The organism is Roseibium sp. R5 (assembly GCF_055755305.1).
In genome coordinates, this window is record NZ_CM146910.1 from 810,946 (window position 1) to 829,129 (window position 18,184).

The following is an 18,184-nucleotide window of genomic DNA, read 5'->3' on the forward strand; positions in this document are numbered from 1 at the left end:
ACACAGAGATACTGGCCGCTGTTTTCATGGAGAAGAACTTGTACGCAAACATTGCAGCATGCGCCGATACAAAGGTCCTTCCAGGCTTGGCCGTCACTATTCGCTCGTCATTGGAGCACTCAAGTATACCTTGCCGCATCCATGTTTTAGCTGATCGGCTCTCAAAACAAGATAAACAAAAGTTATCTAATTCCTGGAAGCCCCATCCGATGTGCCAGGATGTAGTATTTTATGACATTGATTATCAGAATATCTCTAAGTTCCGCTCAACTATGTATCTAAAGTCAAAATCTGCCTATTCGCGATATTTTATTTCTGACTTTTTGGGAGAAGAATCAAAATGCATTTATCTTGATTGTGATCTGTTGGTGCTCCGCGATTTGGCTGAATTGAACGCAGCCAACATGCACGGGAAGACGATAGGTTCTGTTCGTGATATTTCCGTAAGGACCGCTGATCCTCACCTCTTCATTGGTGAACGGCTTCAGCTCACTAATCCATACGACTACTTTAACAGCGGTGTTTTGATTATCGATCTTGATCGCTGGCGGAAACTTGATGCCAGAAACCGTTTGGTCGATTTGACGCTCGAACGTGCTGACACTTTTCATTCGCAAGATCAGGACGCATTAAACGTATTTTTCGACGGCGACACCGAATTTCTGGATCATGTCTGGAACACGTCACAATACGAACGGCCGGATACCGTGGAGAACCGCATCATACACTTGATAGGAACGGTGAAGCCTTGGCACGCGAGATACAAAGAAAAATTGAACGACCCTTATCATCGAACCGAGATCTGGGACCGCTTTTATGATGTGTTGGATCGCACAGCCTACGCTGGCAATCGGCCCTGGGATCCAGCCGGATTGGGTGTTGTAAAGGAAACCATTGAAAGCAAAATTCCGAAAATGGATATGGTTACTGGCAAGATCAGACGGACACTCCAGAAGTTTCTGAACTAATCAGATTAAAGGGTTAAGCGCCTCGGCAATTGTCAAAGACGTCTCAGCACGACCAGCATCAATGAACTATTTCGTTTGTTATGGACCGTCATGGCGCTGAACTGCGAAACGCACTGTAGCTTTTGGTGAACCCAAATTTCCGCTCAGTCCATATCGCAGCATCTGGGAAGAGTGCGAGCATCTCCCCTCGCAAAACAACCGTGGTGCCCAACATCATATTCGTCCAGGCCGGCAAGCTTTTGCGCCAACGATTCATGAAAAAACGGCGTACGGATTCAGGGTAAAACCACCAAAAGAACATGTGACAATGCGCTTCCATAGGAAACCAGATTGAAGGTGTCTGCACCCAGTACCTGGGCGCCAGACGGCGTACTTCTCTGGCCATCTCAGACCGTTTTGTCTTGTCTCCGACATGTTCAATAACGCTATTGGAAAAAACGATATCGAAGCTGTTGTCTGCAGCAAATTCGACGTTGCATGCATCCCCTTCAACCAAAGTGATGCGATGATGGGACTGTGGCACTGTTCGCGGATTGTATCCTGGGAGATTTAAGATCGTTATATCCAACGGAATAGGGCAATTCTCCCAAAACTCAGGCACACCGCCTAAATCCAGTACGCGTTCTCCATTTCGTATTCCCAAGTGACCGATAAAAGCCTGCATCCGGTAATTGCGCGTCTGTTTTGTGAACTTTTTTTTCAATGGCTCGGTAATGCGCGACGTCACAAAATGCATATCCCAATACCTCTAAAGACCAACATTTGCATGAAAACCAAAAGACAAATTTCGCCGTTAGATTAACCCCAGCTAGGCTCTTTCAATTTTTGTCGCTGAAAATGGCAAACAACTACGATCTGCACACAAGCACTACTTATATTCAATTATTTTGCTATTTCGCATCAGAAATCTGTTCCAATAATGTTTTAGGATACCTTGAAACTCGGCAAACTTTCCGATCAGTTCATAAAACCCAATAGCCGCAGGACGGCCCGCCCGAAATGACCGGAGCATCAGCCGAACAAGCTGCAGCGGATAGAGCAAGAACAACAGTAAGAACGCCGGATGGATCATCCCGGCAACAACAGTAACACTTGGCAACGCGCCCCCCCAAAGAACCGCCCGGAAAACGTTGCGTTGCCAGATCCTCTTCGGTGAGTTCCGGTGCCGCCAAGAAACCTCAGCGAATGCGTGCCCTGCTCGAACCGAGCGTTTCCACCATTGGGAAAAACAATGTAAGTCGGCATCGTGGAGGGTCATTTCGGCATCAAGCCGCCAGATCCTCCAGTCCTTCTCCCGCAACCGCAGGCACATTTCCGGTTCTTCACCCGCGATCAAGTCATCACGGTATCCGCCAGCTTCGTCGAAAGCTGCCCTGCGGATCAGGCAGTCTCCACCGCACTCCTGTCGCTCGCCAATCGGAGTATTCCATTCTAAGTCGCACATGGTGTTGTAGATGGTGGCGTCGGGAAATTGTTCCCGCCGACGACCAAAAGCAACTGCGACTTCGGGGTGATTTTTCAGAAAATCCAAGCTGGCATCTAACCAACCGGCATTCAATTGGCAGTCACCATCCATGAACTGGATGAAAACGGTATCCGGGAACTGTTGAACAAGCCTGCGATAGCCTGCATTCCTGGCACGGGCTGCCGTGAACGGGCGGTCTGCTGGCAGAGTTTCAACTTGAAAACCTGCTTCCTTAGCCCAGCTGACGCTATTGTCTGTCGATCCGGAATCGACATACACGACCCGATCAGACACCCCCTGAAGGGATCTTATGCAGTTCTGGAACCGCTCCCCTTCGTTGCGGCCAATGATCACGATCCCAATAGTCATCTGCGCTGGCCCATCTCCATTACACTCCGCCAGCGGAAAGGAGCGGCAAAACGGCGTCGAGCGAGGTGCCGTAACCCGCCGCACTCCTGCCCCACATCAAACCAGCCGTCGCCGCGACAACAATCGCAGTCATCGCCAGATCATGCAAAAGAAAGGATGTCCTTTCCCGAACAGACCCAATTGCAAGCGGAAAATACCGAACGACCTCACCAACCGCCAAGCCGATCAATGCCCCAGGAAGTCCCATCCATTGATAGCCAATGGGAAGCAAAAGAAGAATTCCAGCCAGCTTCAAAGCGTTTGCCACAACACCGTAGACCGGCTTGCTGAGGCCCAAGAGCGTGTATTCTGAAAAAGCGGACAGAATTGCGCCCCAGGTTCCGATGAGCAGCATGGCCAGGATCCAGCCTGCATCGGAATAGCGCGGATCGTATATGATCCACACCGCCACATCGGAAAAGGCGATGCCACAAGCAACCCCGAGGGCCGCGAGCGTCAATAGTTTTGTTCTGAGTGCCAAAAGGCCTGATCTTATCTCAGTACGGGTAGCTGCATGCTGCGAGGAAACCATGGGGAAGATAAGCGAATACCCCAGCCTTCCGGCCAAAAATGCCGGTAGGTCTGCTATTGTTCGGGCGATGGCATAGATGCCGACAGTCGCCAAAGGAATGGTCTTGGCCAAAAACAGTTTGTCGAAGTTCATGCACAGAAATGACAATAAGGACGATAAAAACATCCATTTTCCGAAGGAAAAAATCTCGCGCACATGCACCCGGTTCCACTCAAACCAGTTTCGCGCTCTCGGTAAGAGATAGCTGAGCCCGACCCGAAACACAGCCGCGAAAAGGCCCGAAATCAGGATCGACCAAATTGTCGGGCTCATATAGGCGAAAAAGATGATCAAAACCGCCGTGACAAAATCACATGACAGCTCGAACATATTCGCACGTCCAAACTGCAAATTCCGCTGCAGATAAAAGATAGACGTCGAAGACAAACCAAGAAAAATGATCGTTACCGCGCTCAGCTGAATAGCTGTTGACGGTATCTCATATAGATTTGCCAACGGGTAGGCCGCGATCGACAGTATCGAACACAGAATGAGAGACCTGACAAATTGCAATGTCCAGGCAGAGTTTTGGAAAGACTGATCATCGGCGTTTCGGCTGCGGACGACGTTCTGTGCAATGCCCACGTCGGTCAGCAGTTCGATGCCTGATCTGAACGTTGAAAGCACCATTGCGATGCCGAAGATTTCCGGCGTGATAAGGCGCGACAACACCACATTGGAGACGAAACGTATTCCTGTCGTTCCACCAAAGGAAGCGATTGTCCAAATCGCACCGGTCATCGCTTTTTTTTGCGTAATCGCCACTTGGGCTAGGCCCCTCGAAAAACGGTTGAGATCGCCTCATAGATCGAGCGAGTAGCTCCGTCACACATACGCATGCATTTTCCAACTCGTTACGTCATGGAACTGTGCTTTTCGGTCTAGAACCGAGGTAGCAAGTTGTTAAGAATTCATTCGCGATCTGATTGAAGATGGCTCAAAGACTGTATATCTTTCAGCAGGTTAAAAAATTGATCTTTTTTGATCAAAAAGCAGACCCGCCTGCAGTTTGTTAATCTCGATCACATATACGCAACATATTGAGATTTCTGAGATTTCATGATCGCAGGATTCAACCGACATCCGACGAGCCATATGCCGAACCGTTCTGAGCAAAAACCTGAGGATTCGCTGACCGCAGCACCTGCCTCACCGTTCTCCAAACTCCAGTTCATCGGTTTGGAATTCGATATTGGCAAGCAGGCCGATTGGTTGTCGCTCATCTTGAATTCGAAGCCTCAGACGTTCGAATATTTCGTCACTCCAAACGTCTATCATGTCATCCTTCTGGAACGCGATGACGAGGTAGCATCGGCTTATAAAGACGCATTCTGGAAGGTCTGCGACAGCAAGATCTTGAGCCGCCTGGCGAATTCCCAGAAAATGAATCTCAGGGTTTATCCTGGTGCCGATATTGTGCAGGACCTTCTGGCGGATCCCAAAGCTCAAAACTTGCGTTTCGCCGTTGTCGGCCCCGATCTCTCCCAGATAGAGATACTGCGAAACAGGTATCCGGGGGTGGATTTGCAGTACATCCCGTCTGGCTTCATGGACCGAGGCGCACAAGATTGGGAGAAAGCTCTGACAGCTACTGAGACCTGCGATGCGGACATTTACCTGATTTGCCTGTCTTTTCCGAAGCAAGAGTTTTTTGCCCAGGATCTGAAACGCCGAGGCAGCGCCGCGGGTATCGGCCTGTGTGTCGGTGCAAGTATTGATTTTTTGACTGACCGGCAAAAGCGAGCACCGGAATGGGTTCGCGCCTGCGGAATGGAGTGGGCTTTCCGTTTGTTGGCCAACCCGAAACGGATGTGGCGGCGTTATCTTTGGGATGGCCCCAAAATCATTTGGATGTTTTTGAAATGGCGGCACAAATCCGCCAGTACGATGAAGTAATTGGTTTTGGTTCAAAACCGATCAGAAACAGCGTGTCCGCAGGATTTCAGCTAAGTGACTAAGTGTCCGTCCCAGGAGTTATAATTGAAGAAACCCCGTGTTCTGATCCTTGCTGATGATTGTAATCCGAATTGGCCCTCGCTTCCGGTTGTTGGATACAAGTATGCGCTTTCCTTGGCAAAATTCTGTGATGTGACCATCGCCACCCACGTCCGAAACAGGGAAAACATCGAAAAGGATCCGCGATCAAAAGGCGCCGACTTCCGCTATGTCGATAATGAATACGTGGCAAAACCAATCCACCGCTTCTCAACCTGGATCAGAGGTGGCGGGAAGGTGGCATGGTCGCTTGGAACGATTTTTCACTATCCGACATACCTTGCTTTTGAGTGGGAGGTTTGGAAAACCTTCAAGGACGAGCTGCAATCCGGCGAATTTGATTTGGTGCACCGGATCACACCCATGTCGCCCACAATGCCCAGTTATATCGCGAGCAAATCGCCGGTTCCGTTTGTCATTGGTCCCTTGAACGGCAATTTGGACTGGCCAAAAGAGTTCCGCTCCGAACAGACACGGGAAAAAGAACGGGCGCGGGTACTCCGGAACTTCTACAAATACCTGCCCTATTCTTCTGCAACGTACAGAAATGCCGCACTGATCCTGGCTGCTTTTGATCATACCGCAAGGGATTTACCAGACGGCGCGGCCTCGAAGGTCGTGAGCTTTCCTGAAGTCGGCTTCGACCCTGAATGGTTTGATGCAACGGACCGGACGCCTGCATTTTCCGGAGAAGGACCGTACAACTTCGCATTCATCGGGCGGCTGGTACCCTACAAAGTTCCGGAGGTGGCCGTTCGGGCCTTTTGTGAAAGCGCCATCCTGGCAGAGCACAAACTGCATATAGTCGGTGACGGCCCTGAAAGGGAACGGCTAGAAGCGGTCGTCGAGCAAACAGGGCGGGGCGATAGCGTCATCTTTCACGGCTGGATAGAGCAGAAGGACGTCGGTCGGTTTTTCCGATCCGTAGACGGGTTCGTTTTTCCTTCAATCCGCGAACTTGGCGCGGGCGTGGTGGTCGAAGCAATGGCGTCAGGCTGTGTGAATTTCGTCACCAACTATGGCGCGCCGGGTGATCTCGTATCTGAGGATCGCGGCTTTCGAATCGAACTAAACACCCTCGATGAGATGGTCGCCGGCTATCAGCACGCGATGGAAGAGGCTGTGACCAAACCAGCCGACCAGCTTTCAAAGGCCAATTCAGCCGTAGAGTACGCTACAGACTGCTTTACCTGGGATCGCAAGGCAGCGCTGACTGTCCCGTATTACGAAGACCTGATCGCCGGTCGGCCAATTACAAACCGCCGGGATTACTCCTGATCTGCGACAGGACCGGTTTTCACTAGCACCACCTGGTCCAGCATCACTCTGCCGCAATCCCGGCCTTGTCAGAGCCAATTGCCGCCGCCGTCCTTGCTTCCAAGGATTTTCTCATTCTACTGGCGAGCACCTGAATACTCGGATTGAGAACCATGGAATCGTGATCTCCGGGCACCTCGACAATCGACAGTTTTGATGCAAACGGCGACCAGCCGTTGTCTTCGCGAAGAATGTTCAGACCATCCTGAAGACGGCGGCCGCCGGAAATTTGATAGAGAACCTCAGCTTTTGGCCGGTACAGGACAACCGGCCCGTTATATGGTCGAACTTCATATCCATCATGCGCCCGCATGAAAGCTAAACGGATCCGTTCGTTGTTAAAACTTTCTGCGGTTGCTTGATCCCCAGCCGCATTCTGTTGAGCTTCTGTTCGAGCGCGCCACTCTCTCCGGTTGCGCAACCAAACACTGAAAAACTTTGTCTTATTCTTTTGAAGATCCTGCCACTTAATCATCACGCGATCGACGAGCGACAGGTGAACCTGTTCAGGGACAGGCGTGTCCAGCAGAATGACTTCGGCAACTTCTTCCCCTTGCGCCGCAAGCTGTTGCGCCATTTCATAAGCAACGATCCCGCCACCTGAGAAACCACCGAGGATGTACGGGCCGTGAGGTTGGACTTGGCGGATTTCAGCGAGGTAATCCCGCGCCATCTCTTCGAAGGTTTCGTGGGGCTCTTGATTTCCGAAAAGGCCACGGGCTTGAAGTCCATAGACTGGCCGGTCGCGCCCAACGAGAAGGGCCAGCTGACGCAGGTTCAGGATGTTGCCGAACATGCCAGCACAGATGAACAAGGGCGTCGCCCCCGTTCCCGGGCCTTTGCTCATCGAGACCAAATGCACCGTTTCATCGGCTTTCGCAGTTTGTTCGGGTTTTACCTCCGCAGAAGCATCCCCGTCACTGGCAACACCATGTGATGCCAGCAGCTCGGCGCATTCGGCAATTGTCGGAGCGTCGAACAGGACGGACATGGGCAGGTCGACGCCGTAAGTCTGGCGGATCATCCGGAACAGGCGGACCGCGATGAGTGAATGCCCACCGATATCAAAGAAATCATCGTGAACACCGATCTTCTCAATTCCGAGCAGCTCAGACCAGAATTCAGCCAGCTTGATCTCAAGCGGATTGCGCGGTGCCTCGTAGGCACTGTCAAGGTCCGGACGCTCAAAGAGCTGTCCCTCCTGGACATCTCGCGCTTGCGCCTCGGCCTCGGCATTTCTTATGAGCAGATCCAGCGGCATGGTCGAGATAATCGGCTGTGTTTGGCCGGTCGCCAAAGCCCTTTGCAGGGTCTCAAATCCTTGCTCGGGTGGAATGCCTTGCTTGACTTGCGCTGCCAGTTTGTAGAGCGCAGCAGCATCCTGGCTTGCCGCGGTTTTCAAATCCTTTGCAAACCCGGTGTCATTGGACAGGCGTTTTACTGTCAAACGATCAGCTTCAAGTACAACCGTTCCATCCGGCCGCATGACGGTAATGTCAAAACTGCCGAAACCGTCGCCGTAAGCATTCTCATCGACAAAACGTACATGGGCGATCACATCGGATGGCAGCGGTTCATAAAGGCGTATCGCGGAGTAGGAAACGGGCGCCCAAAGAACACCTGAACTCTTGAAGCCTTCGATAAGTTCCATGGCACAGCCGGTCGCAATATCGAGAAGACCGGGGTGAGCAAGAGTTGTTTCCGTGTAATCTGCCTCGAAGCCAGCCGGGGACGTCAGGCGTGCCAGCGCTTCACCGCGCCCAAGCGACAGACTGCGCAAGACATCCCATCGCGGTCCGAACTTGATATGATGCGCCTGAGCTGACGGCATTGTCCCGCCTTCTGGTGCTTTTCGGACATCTGTCCAGCGCGCCGGAGCTTGAAGGTCTTCAAGTTGCACAGACAGTGGGACAGATTTGAGCGGACAAACCAGAGCTTCAGCGTAAACCTCGATCTCGGCGGACGGATCATCTTTTTCAGTTGCCGCGACAATAGCTTTCAAGGTGCTATTTCCCTGAGCCTCGAAACGGACCCGTATGTTGCGAGGCTGACCGTCTTCCAGGCTAAGCGGCTTAAAGAACACAAGATTGCGGATATCCGGGCGCTGGTCAAAATCCAGTTCCGAATAGGCTTGCGCGATCAGCTCGATGTACCCGGTGCCCGGCAGGATCGCATCGCCTGAAACGAGCCTGTGCTCATTCCACATCCAGTGCTTTTGCGTGCTGGCAGTGAATTCCAGCCAGCGCGTGTTGGAAGCATCAGTTATCCAGCGCTCGAACAAGGGGCCCTTGGCCGCCCCAAACGTTGTTGCCGTCTTTGAAACAGCCGCCTCACCCGAAACCGCCCGCGCGGCCAGACCAATCTCGCTCCAGATGCCCCAGTGAACCGCAACCGTCCTGCGGCCCTTGTCCCCGCTCTTGCTCTCGGCATAGGCGTTCAGAAACGCATTGGCAGCGACGTAATCGACCTGGCCAATGGGCGCAGTGTCCGTGCTGGTTGACGAAAACAGCACCATCAGATCCAACGGTTCGTCGGCAAACACCATGTCCAGAACGCGCGTGCCCTGAACCTTAGGCGCAAGAACGTGCTGCGTATTTTCAAGGGTCTTCAGTTGGACGAGATCATCATCGACAATGCCGGCTGTATGAAGCACGCCGTTGATTGCCCCAAACCGGGCCTTTGCTGCGGCAACAGCTGCGCCAATCTCTTCCGGGTTGGTAACATCAGCAGGAACATAAAGCACCTTCCCCCCCAGCGCCTCAAGTTCAGATAGACGGACCAACGCTCGGACACCCGGATCCTCACCGGAATGCGTCTGCAGATAGGTTTCCCGATCCTGCTTCTCCGGCAGGCTGCGGCGTCCGACCAAAACGATGTTGGCATCATGGTCTTCAACAAGGGCCTTTGCGAAAATCATCGCCAGATCGCCAAGACCACCGGTAATGAGATAAGTGCCGCCCTTTTGGAAGTGCCCTTCGAATTGCCCGTCTTCCAAGGGCAAACGCTCATGGATACGCTGCCACCTGCGGCTTCCCCTATAGGCTACAATCTCACTGGACGCTTTTGCGAAAAGCTCGTCCCACAGATCGTCGAGCGCCCCCACGTGCAGCTGATTGTTCGCAGCCGCTGAGATATCAAAGTCAATCAAGCGAACCGAGAGGCCGGAAAGCTCTTTTGGCAAGACCTGAACCGGACCGAGCACTGTCGATTTGGACGGATACACGACGGGCTCGTGCCCAACGCGCATCATTCCGTTTGCCAAAACGGTAAGGTGCGCCTCTTCGATGGCAGATTGCTCATCAAGCGCCTGGGCGAGGTAAAGCAGACTGTAAAAGCCGTCTTCCTGCATTCTTTCAAAGAAGTTGGAACCGGGCCGGTGGCTTTCGTCCTGCGTCAACAGCCAACCGTGCACAATGTTGCCGGGAAAGCGGCCATCCTCGAGGATCCCGGCCACCAGAGCATCGTATCCCGATCTGCCTTCCTCGCTGCACAGGATGTAAGTGTGCGGGTCAACCTTGGCGAACACATCGCCGCGCTGAACGGTGGTCACCTGATGCCCTGCGCTCTTCAACCTGCCGGCAAGCTGTTTTCCGGTGCCGGTATCATCGAGGAAAACCAGCCAGGACCGAGGCTCCTTGTCCCCGTCTATGACAAGATCTGGAACCGACCGTTTCCAGGCCGGACGGTACCCCCAGTCCCGCAAGTCCTTTTGGCGCAAGATAGGAGTATCTGTCCCGGCCTGACCGCCCTGCGCAACACTGCGCTCGACAAAATAATGTTGCCGCTGAAACGCATAAGGTGGCAGCGAAACGCGCTTGGGGCCAAAGTCCTGCCAGCAACGGGCAACATCCGCCTTCAAGCCTGTGGCCCAGCACCATCCGGCTGCAGTCAGGAAAGAAAGCCGGTCATCCGCATCATCGTCGGCATGCGGCAGCGTATTGAAGACCTGATTGGCGGCCACGTCCGCTTGCAGCTTGGCCAGCGAGGACAGGGTCTTTCCCGGACCAACTTCAATGTAAACCCGGTTCGGATCTGCACTCAGGCGGGTCATGCCGGCGCCGAACTGAACAGTCGAGCGCAGATGCCGGACCCAATAAGATGGATCACGGGCCTCCGCATCAGTGAGCCAGTCTCCGGTGAGATTGGACATGATCGGGATCTGCGGCCGATTGAGTGCAATGCTGCGCAAGTACTGTTCAAACTCGGGCAGGATCCGCTCGAGCATCCGCGAATGAGCCGCTATATCGATGGCGATCCGGGTTGCATCGATGTCTTTTTCCAGAAGCGCCTTCTGAAAGTCTTCCAGATCCTCGTCCCGCCCGGAAACAACGCAAAGCTCCGGCGCGTTTACGGAAGCCATATCGAGAGATTCCGGCATCAGCGCCCGGACTTCGGTCTCACTCAATGGGATACTGAGCATTCCGCCTGGGTCGACTGTGTCAAAGAGCTTGCCGCGGAGATGAACGAGGCCAACAGCGTCGCGATAACTGAGGATCCCAGAGATACAGGCCGCTGTATTCTCGCCCATGGAATGGCCGATCAATGCGGTCGGTTGAACGCCCCAGTTCATCCACAAGCGAGCCAGCGTAACCTCCAGGATCAAGATGGCCGGCAATTGCAGGGACGGCGTCAGGAACTCCTCGGCCGCCTTCTCAAGATCGGAGCCCTCCGGTGGGAACCAGAGCTCCCGGATCCGGGCGGCCGTCTCATTGGGAAGGAAAGCCAAACCTTCATCGACAGACTGACGGAATGAACTGTCTTCCTGATAGAGCCGCCGGGCCATGCCGGGATGTTGCGCCCCGCCCCCCGGAAAGAGGAACGTTGCCGTGCAAGGATGATCTCCTGCCTGATGATGGGCGAGCCTCTTGGGCTGCTCACCGCGCAAGACGGCAATCGCATCAGCGCGCCCACGCACCGCCGAGATCTGACGGTGTTCGAACGGCTTCCGGCCATTGAAAAGCGTTTCGGCCATGCTGGCCAGAGGTAATGCCGGATCACTTTCCAAGGCATTCGCAAGATGGGCGGCAGTGTCCGCTAGCCCCTTTTTTGCCTTGGCCGACAAGAGGATGAGTTGGGGTTCATCGTCAAACCGCCCGCTGTCATCGGCAACCATCGGCGCCTTTTCCAAAATGACGTGGGCGTTTGTTCCGCCAACGCCAAGTGAATTGACAGCGGCCCGCTGAGGGCCGACGCCTATCGGCCAGGGGGTCAGCGTGTCATTGACGACAAACGGGCTGTTAGCAAAATCGATCGATGGATTGGGCTTTTCGTAGCCGAGGCTTGGCGGTATTTCGCCATTCTTAAGCGCCAATGAGGCCTTGATCAGGCTGACAACACCGGCAGCTGTATCGAGGTGACCAATGTTAGATTTCACGGAACCGACACGGCAATATCCCGTTCGGTTTGTGCTTTGACGAAACGCCTGGGTCAGGGCTTCGATTTCAATCGGATCGCCGAGATATGTGCCGGTTCCATGGCATTCGACATACTGAATGGTGTCGGCTTCGATCCCGCCGAGCGCCTGCGCCTCGATGATCGCTTCCGCCTGCCCGGTCACGCTCGGCGCAAGGTAACCCGCCTTGCTGTGACCATCGTTGTTGATGGCAGATGCCTTGATCACAGCATGGATGTTGTCGCCGTCGGCAATCGCATCCTCAAGACGCCGCAGGACAACAACCCCAACGCCGCTGCCAAAGATCGTGCCAGCAGCCCGATGATCGAACGGACGGCAATGTCCGTCCGGTGACAGGATTTCGCCATCCTGGAAAAAGTATCCACGGCGATGCGGCAGATCGATGGTCACTCCACCGGCCAATGCCATATCGGTTTCGCCGTTCAACAGGCTTTGACAGGCGTAGTGGACCGCAACAAGGGACGTTGAGCAGGCTGTCTGGACGTTGACACTCGGGCCTTTGAGATCGAAAGCGTAAGAGGCGCGTGTCGCCAGAAAGTCCTTGTCGTTGCCTGTGTGACGAAGCAGGAACATGCCCACCTGATCCATCAGCTGCCGGTCACTGCAAACGTTGAAATAGAAATAGCTGCCCATGCCGCAGCCGGCATAAACCCCAACAGGACCTTCGATGGATTCCGGCGGACGCCCGGCATCTTCGATCGCTTCCCAGGCACACTCGAGAAAATGGCGGTGCTGCGGATCCATGATCGCGGCTTCCTTAGGGCTCAGCCCGAAAAACTCCGGATCGAACAGCTCCATATCTGGAATATCTGCCGTTCGGGGAATGTAATTCGGCTGTGCGGCCTTCACCGGATCTTCGCCAGATGCTTCAAGTTCCGCGTCGCTCAGCGTGCGCACCGATTCAACACCGTTTCTGAGATTTTCCCAGAATTCGCCGGTATTCCGTGCGCCTGGAACACGAAGAGCCATCCCGACGATTGCAACATCATTCAGGCCGGCATCGGTTGATCCTATTGTCATTTCAAGATTCCGGAAACGGGACTTCGCCTCAAATTATTGAGCGGACCATACCTGTAAATATTTAGCATAGTGTTAGGCCGACTGAGAGAGGCATACGAAAAGCTGGTTTCACGTGACCCGAGCTTGATCACCAAAATAAGCGTAAACTCCGGGATCAAATCTTAACAAATATTAATAAATGGACTTTCTCACGCGTGTATTATGAAAATTCAGACAAACATCCGTAAATTCTCGGATGAATTAACGGGTTCTTCGAGGATATATGCAAACTAGTCTGCGTGCTCTTTTACAAAGAATTTGCTGCTGCCCAGTTATGCGTCATCCAAGGGAACTTAAATGCTCGATTGTCTCCTGATAGGCGATGAATCCCTTCTAGTTCAGTGTGGCGAACACCTGAAAGAACGTGGTCACCGCATCGTTGCGGTCATATCCTCCAACCCGGCAATTCGGAATTGGGCGTCGTCGCACAGCATTCCAGCGGCCGATTGGGGCAGCTCTCTTGAGGAAACCACAGCAGACTATCACTTTGATTGGCTGTTTAGCATTGCCAATCTGAGGATGCTTCCCGATACCGTTTGGCAACAGGCGCGATCCGGTGCGGTGAATTTTCACGATGGCCCCCTGCCTCGATACGCAGGCCTCAATGCGCCAGCCTGGGCCATCCTCAATGGTGAACAGCGCTTCGGTGTCACCTGGCATGAGATAGCGTCGGGTGCGGACAAGGGCCGGATCTACACGCAAGCTGACTTTGATATCAGCCCCGACGAGACCAGCCTTACCTTAAATGCCAAATGCTTTGAGGCCGGGTACGCAAGTTTTGTCGATCTCATCGCCAAAATAGACGGCAATACGCTCAACGGAATTGCGCAGGATTTTTCAAAACGCAGCTACTTCGGAAAAAACAAGCGCCCGGCGCTGTCCGGAACTCTCGACCTATCCCGGACATCAGAGGAGCTGTCGCGGCTCTTTCGGGCCCTTAGCTTCGGAGAGGGGTACGCGAACCCGCTGGTCGCACCAAAGCTGCGAACCAATCGCGGTCTTTTCAAGATTTCCAAGCTCGATTTACCGCCGCCCGGCACCCCAAATGGGCCCGCAGGCGCTGTTCTGCAGACCGGCCCAGACGGCGTGCTTGTTGCCACCGGCGACCAACCGATTTTGCTGGACGGTTTTGCGATTAGCTCGGACGCAAATCTGGCACAGTCCGTAACTCTCAATGAGCAATTGCCTCTCTATTCTGATGAAGAAGCGGCTGTCCTTGATGCCGCAGTCTTCGATGCCGTCCGTCATGAAGACGCAGTCATTGCAACGATCAAAACGCTCGAGATACCGAGCCTTCTCGGGATCAAGGACGATGTTGAAAGGGGGGCTGCGCCAGAAGTCCTGCCGTTGTCACTTCCCTCTTTGATGGCACCGCAGGACACAGTTGCGGCAATCGCCCTATTTATCGGGAGGTTCTCGGGACAGGACAATTTTGGTCTCGCTTATCTCGGACCAAAGAGCGCGGCGGTCGCGGACCGGTTTCCTGGCCATTTTTCGGAAAGCCTTCCATTTCCGATCAATATCGATTGGCAGCGGCCCTTAAGCGCTCTTTGTGACGACACCAATGCCAAGCTAGCGCAATTGCGGGACAGGACTGCTCCGCTATCCGATCTGTTCTCCCGTGTGCCTGGGATGGCGCGGCCAGCATATACAATCGGAATTGTTGAAACCGAAGCAGCAAACACGCGGCCGGAGCTTCTGGCCGACTGTGCGCTGACATTTAGCGTTTCTGTCCAGGGTAAGGCTGCGCTGATCTTCGATCCATCGCGGGTCTCCGCCGATACAGCAAAACAATATGCCAAGCGCGTTGAACTCGTTGCCGCTGCCCTGTCTGACAAAGAACAAGTGGCTGCCGATATCGCCATGATGTCCGCTGACGAGCGCGACCTTGTTCTTTATCGTTGGAACGCCTCTGCCACGGATGTGGATCTGGAGATCTGCGTTCATCAGATGATCGAACATCAGGCTGAGGCGACGCCGGACGCTCCGGCAGTTGCTCTGCACGATCAGTCCATCAGCTACCGGGAGCTAAACGGTCGCGCAAATCGCGTTGCCATTGAACTGCAAACGCTTGGCGCCGGACCGGACAAGCTTGTCGGATTGAACATACCCCGGTCCATTGAGATGGTCTGCGGCGCACTTGGTATTTTAAAATCTGGTGCTGCTTACGTTCCACTCGATCCCGACTTCCCGAAAGATCGCCTGACCTACATGGTCGAAGACAGTGGTGCAGCGGTCATCCTGTCCAGCCGAGCACTTCCAGAGCCGCTTGCTGCGCCCGGAGTACAGACCTTGTTTATCGAGGATGTTCTGGCGCGCGTTGCCTCAGCAGAACAGCCGCAAAGTAGCGTTCAATCAGACAATCTCGCTTATGTGATCTACACGTCAGGCTCGACCGGCCGGCCGAAGGGTGTAATGGTTGAGCATCGGAATGTCGTCAATTTCTTTGCCGGAATGGATGATCGCATTGAATTCGACCAGCAAGAACAACCGGCATGGCTTGCTGTCACAAGTCTTTCCTTCGACATCTCCGTTCTCGAACTTTTCTGGACCCTGACCCGCGGCTTCAAGGTCGTCATTCATTCCTCTGAAACAGCAACCTCGCAGGTCAGCACAACACCTGAGGCGCAAGGCTCAGGGAAAACGGCAAGCGTCGATTTTGGGCTGTTTTTCTGGGGCTACAATGAAGGCGCTGGCCGCGATCTCTACAAGCTGCTTTTGGAAGGCGCCAAATTTGCCGACGAAAACGGCTTCAAATCGGTATGGACGCCAGAGCGCCACTTTCATTCCTTCGGTGGTCTTTATCCCAATCCGTCCGTTTCAGGTGCGGCAGTTGCGGCCGTCACCAAGAACCTGTCCATCCGCGCCGGCAGCTGCGTGCTTCCCCTTCACCACCCGGCACGGGTTGCCGAGGAGTGGTCTGTGATCGACAACCTCAGCAACGGCCGGGTTGCCCTTGCCTTTGCGTCCGGCTGGATGCCCGAAGACTTTGTGCTGCGCCCGGAAAACAGGCCGCCGAACAATAAGGCGGCCATGTACCGGGACATTGAGACCGTCCGGAAACTCTGGCGCGGAGACGCCGTGGACTTTGAAGCCGGCGACAAGACCGTCAGCGTCGTCACGCAGCCAAGACCCGTTCAAAACGAGTTGCCGGTCTGGCTGACCACAGCTGGAAACCCGGAGACTTATCGGGATGCAGCCCGCAACGGGGCCAACGTTCTGACCCACCTTCTTGGGCAATCCATCGATGAGCTGGCTGGCAAGATCAAGATCTATCGGGACACCCTTATTGAATGTGGCCGCAATCCGGATGACTACAAGGTCACCCTGATGCTGCACACGCTTCTCGGAGAGGACCGGAATGAGGTGATGGACCGCGCGCGTGGTCCAATGAAGGAATATCTGCGCAGTGCGGCAGCGTTGATCAAGCAATACGCCTGGGCGTTTCCGGCCTTCAAGAAGCCGGAAGGCGCCAGCAATCCGATGGATATCGACCTGCAGACGCTTTCAGAAGACGAGCTGGACGCGATCCTGGAGTTTGCGTTCCTCCGCTACTTTGAAGACAGCGGGCTGTTTGGAACGGTCTCCGATGCGCTCAAGCGTATCGAACAAATCAGTGCCATCGGTGTAAACGAAGTTGCCTGCCTGATCGATTTTGGCGTGTCTCAGGACATCGCTCTAGACCGTTTGAAGCCCTTGGCCGAGGCCATCCGACGCGTTAATGCAGGTGAGGTTCAAATACCGGTCAAGCAAGCGTCCCCGGTCGGCGCGGGCCTCGCCGTGGACCTTGCGCGCCACAACGTCACCCACATGCAGTGCACGCCGTCCATGGCACGTATGTTCCTCACCCGCGAGGAAGACCGCGCGGCGTTTTCCAGCATCCGTCATCTTTACGTCGGCGGGGAACCGTTCCCGGGGTCGCTTCTGAAAGACATTCGGACGTGCACTTCAGCCTCGGTCACCAACATGTATGGCCCGACCGAGACAACCATCTGGTCATCGACGGCAGAAGTGGGTGCTCCTGAGCAGACCATTCCGCTCGGTAGGCCGATTGCCAACACGCAGCTCTACGTGCTTGATGCCAGAAATCAGCCTGCAGCTCCTGGCCAACCCGGTGAACTGTTTATCGGCGGTGAAGGCGTAACCCGCGGATATTTCCAGCGCCCGGAACTGACTGAAGAACGTTTCCTGAAAAACCCGTTTGCCCCTGGCCGAATGTACCGTACCGGGGACCTCGTATGCAGGCTTGAAGATGGCAGCCTGCAGTTTCTTGGACGAACGGACCAACAGGTCAAAGTGCGGGGATACCGGATCGAACTTGGTGAAATCGAAGCCCGAATTGCCGCGCATCCCGGCGTGATCGAGACCGTTGTCATTGCACGCGAAGACCGGGTTGATGATGTCCGGTTGGTCGCTTATGTCCGGACGCAGTCCGGATCGCTCGACGAAGACGTGTTACGCTCAGAGCTGCAAGACACATTGCCGGAATACATGGTTCCCGCTCATTTTGTCGTGTTGGAGGCTTTCCCTCTCACACCAAATGCAAAGATTGATCGGAAGGCTCTGCCCGCGCCTGATGCAACGGTTCGCGAGACGGCCCAAAGCACTTTTGTCGCGCCAGAGAGCGACATGCAGAAATCCATCGCGGACGCGTATCAGCGCATTCTTGGTCTGGGTCAGGTGGGACAGAACGACAACTTCTTCAACCTTGGCGGACATTCCCTGCTTGCGGTCCAGCTCCACCGGGACCTGAAAGCCAGTGTGGCTCCAAATCTGACAATCACCGACATCTTCCGTTTTCCGACCGTTGGCGGCCTCGCCGGACACCTGATGGACGCCGGACGCGCTGACGATCGTCTCGGAGAAGTTGCCAGCCGGGCGGCCAAGCGCCGCGCGGCGCTGAGCGCAAGACGGCAAGCGCTCTCCGGGAACCGGGGGTGATTGTACCGCAATGCTTTGGGCTCTCTTTCCGGACGGGGTTCAGATCG

Annotated in this window: 8 protein-coding genes; 4 read left to right on the forward strand and 4 right to left on the reverse strand. The window is 54.5% G+C overall.

Features of this window, described 5'->3' with window-relative positions:
- Positions 1 to 38 precede the first annotated feature (38 nt).
- The gene (locus AC0J4F_RS03750) at positions 39 to 968 is read left to right on the forward strand and encodes a glycosyltransferase family 8 protein (RefSeq protein ID WP_473025443.1); all 930 of its coding nucleotides are present in this window, start codon (positions 39 to 41) and stop codon (positions 966 to 968) included.
- 88 nt (positions 969 to 1,056) lie between these two features.
- Here AC0J4F_RS03750 and AC0J4F_RS03755 read toward each other — a convergent pair whose 3' ends face one another.
- From AC0J4F_RS03755 to AC0J4F_RS03765, 3 genes are all read right to left on the reverse strand, one after another.
- Positions 1,057 to 1,704 (reverse strand): class I SAM-dependent methyltransferase, encoded by a 648-nt coding sequence (locus AC0J4F_RS03755; protein WP_422019765.1) that lies wholly within the window; start codon positions 1,702 to 1,704, stop codon positions 1,057 to 1,059.
- A 132-nt stretch (positions 1,705 to 1,836) separates the two neighbouring features.
- A complete protein-coding gene (locus tag AC0J4F_RS03760; RefSeq protein WP_473025444.1) occupies positions 1,837 to 2,787 on the reverse strand; it encodes a glycosyltransferase family 2 protein in 951 nt (316 codons plus the stop codon).
- A gap of 34 nt (positions 2,788 to 2,821) precedes the next feature.
- Positions 2,822 to 4,177, reverse strand: coding sequence for an oligosaccharide flippase family protein (locus tag AC0J4F_RS03765; protein ID WP_473025445.1), 1,356 nt, complete (start codon positions 4,175 to 4,177; stop codon positions 2,822 to 2,824).
- Positions 4,178 to 4,471: 294 nt separating this feature from the next.
- Here AC0J4F_RS03765 and AC0J4F_RS03770 point away from each other — a divergent pair, with 294 nt between their 5' ends.
- Together AC0J4F_RS03770 and AC0J4F_RS03775 are read left to right on the forward strand one after the other, a co-directional pair.
- Complete coding sequence (locus tag AC0J4F_RS03770; protein ID WP_473025446.1) at positions 4,472 to 5,308, forward strand: WecB/TagA/CpsF family glycosyltransferase; 837 nt, start codon at positions 4,472 to 4,474, stop codon at positions 5,306 to 5,308.
- An 84-nt stretch (positions 5,309 to 5,392) separates the two neighbouring features.
- Positions 5,393 to 6,685, forward strand: coding sequence for a glycosyltransferase (locus AC0J4F_RS03775; protein ID WP_133949375.1), 1,293 nt, complete (start codon positions 5,393 to 5,395; stop codon positions 6,683 to 6,685).
- 43 nt (positions 6,686 to 6,728) lie between these two features.
- Here AC0J4F_RS03775 and AC0J4F_RS03780 read toward each other — a convergent pair whose 3' ends face one another.
- The gene (locus tag AC0J4F_RS03780; RefSeq protein ID WP_473025447.1) at positions 6,729 to 13,157 is read right to left on the reverse strand and encodes an SDR family NAD(P)-dependent oxidoreductase; all 6,429 of its coding nucleotides are present in this window, start codon (positions 13,155 to 13,157) and stop codon (positions 6,729 to 6,731) included.
- Between the two features lie 336 nt (positions 13,158 to 13,493).
- Between AC0J4F_RS03780 and AC0J4F_RS03785 the strand changes: the two genes are divergently transcribed.
- A complete protein-coding gene (locus tag AC0J4F_RS03785) occupies positions 13,494 to 18,137 on the forward strand; it encodes a MupA/Atu3671 family FMN-dependent luciferase-like monooxygenase (protein WP_473025448.1) in 4,644 nt (1,547 codons plus the stop codon).
- Positions 18,138 to 18,184 lie beyond the last annotated feature (47 nt).